The organism is Mesorhizobium sp. M2C.T.Ca.TU.002.02.1.1 (genome assembly GCF_003997225.1).
In genome coordinates, this window is the sequence record NZ_RZTO01000957.1 from 1 (window position 1) to 2,132 (window position 2,132).

The 2,132-nt window shown below is 67.6% G+C and carries 1 protein-coding gene; it reads left to right on the plus strand.

What is annotated here, in order from left to right; all coding sequences use genetic code 11:
• On the plus strand, positions 1-2,132 hold a 2,132-nt coding region (locus tag EOD07_RS31960; RefSeq protein WP_127238106.1), incomplete at both ends, for a glycine cleavage T C-terminal barrel domain-containing protein.

Sequence of the window (2,132 nt, forward strand, 5' to 3'; positions counted from 1 at the left end):
GTACGAAGACAACTGGCTGCCGCTGATCGAGGGCAACCGCCTCCATCGGACACGCGCCCGCGAGGTGATCCTGGCGACCGGTGCCATCGAGCAGCCGGCCGTCTTCCGCAACAACGACCTACCGGGGATCATGCTCGGCAGCGCCGCCCAGCGGCTGATCCGGCACTATGGCGTGCGCCCTGGCACCAGCGCCGTGGTGCTCGCCGCCAATGACGACGGCTACCGGACGGCGCTCGACCTGCTGGATGCGGGTGTGTCGGTCGTCGAGCTTGTCGATCCGAGACCCGCTGGCGAGGCCGGCCCGTTGGAAACCGAACTGCGCGGCAAGGGCGTCACCATCCGCAAAGGCGCGACTATCGAAACGGCGGAAGGCACGGTCGGAAATCGCCACCTTGCCCGCGTCCGTGTCGGCGGGAGCTGGATTGCTTGCGACCTGCTGACGGTTTCGATCGGCCAGGCGCCGGCATGGCAATTGCCGTGCCAGGCCGGCGGCAAGGTCGGCTACGATGCCAGCACACAAGCGATGACGATCACGCTCCCGCAAGGCTCGGTCCATCTCGCTGGCGCCGTTGCCGGAACGGACGAGTTGCAGGACGCAATCGCCAGCGGCCGGCATGCGGCGGCAGTCGCGCTTTCGCGACTCGGCCATGTCATGGCGGCAGAACCTCCAGTCACACCGACGAGTGTTCGGCCACGCTACGTGCAGCCGATCGTCGCCGATGCCAAGGGACGCGACTTCGTCGATTTCGACGAGGACCTGCAGGTCAAGGATCTGCAGAACGCGACCAAGGACGGCTACCGCGAGATCGAGCTCGTCAAGCGCTTCACCACCGTCGGCATGGGTCCGAGCCAGGGTCGCCATTCGGCCCTGGCGACCGCCCGCATCGTCGCCGAGGCGACCGGCCGGTCGGTCGGCGAGATCGGCATCACCACGGCGCGTCCGCCGGTCGGGCCGGAAACGCTCGGCGCGCTCGCCGGCCACCACGAGGCGCTGGAGCGCCGCACCGCGCTGCATGCAAGGCATGTCGCGCTGAAAGCCGCGATGAAGCCGGTCGGCGCATGGTGGCGGCCCTATTACTATGGCGACGCAAGCAGCGCCGAGGAAGCCGTCCGCGAGGAAATCCTCGCCGTGCGCGAGGGCGTCGGCCTGCTCGACGTCTCGACGCTCGGCAAGCTGGAGATCCGTGGGCCGGACGCCGGCGAGTTTCTCGACCGGCTCTACACGATGGCGCACGCCAACCAGCCTGTCGGCCGCGTACGCTACTGCCTGATGCTCAACGAGATGGGCTCGGTGATCGATGACGGCGTCGCCTACCGGATGGCGCAGGATCAGTTCTATGTGACGGCGACCACCGGCGCCGTCGCGCGTGTCTATGCTGACATGCTGTTCTGGAATGCCGACTGGCGCCTGAGGGTGGACGTGCTCAACCTCACCGGCGCGTTCTCGGGCCTCAACGTCACCGGACCTAAGGCGCGCCAGGTGCTCAAGGCGCTGGACAGCGACATCGATTTCAGCCGCGACGCCTTCCCCTATCTCAGCGGCCGCGACGGTATGGTTGCCGGTGTTCCGGTGCGGGTGATGCGCATCGGTTTCACGGGCGAGCTCAGCTACGAATTGCATTGCCCGTCGAGCCTGGCGCCAAGCCTGTGGGACGCGGTGATGGCGGCGGGCCGGCCACACGGCCTGCGTCCCTACGGACTGGAAGCGTCGCGTATCTTGCGCTTGGAGAAAGGCCATATCCTGATCGGCCAGGACACGGATGCGATCACCACCCCGGACGAACTGGGCTTCGGCTGGGCAGTCTCGAAGAAGAAGCCGTTCTTCGTCGGCAAGCGCTCCATCGAGATGCGCGCGAGGCTCGGCCAGACCCGCAAACTGGTCGGGCTTCAGTTCCCTGCCGGCGCCAGCAACATCCCCGGCGAAAGCTGCCTGGTGCTGCGCGACGGCGCCCCTGTCGGCCAGATCACGTCGGTTGGGTACTCGCCGTCGCTCGGGCGCCACATCGCGCTCGCCTATGTCCATGCCGACGACCATGCGGAAGGCAGCCGCGTGACGGTGAAGTGCCGCGACGGCGAACTGGTCGAGGTCCCGGTCGTCGCCCATGCCTTCTTCGACCCGACCAACGCACGGC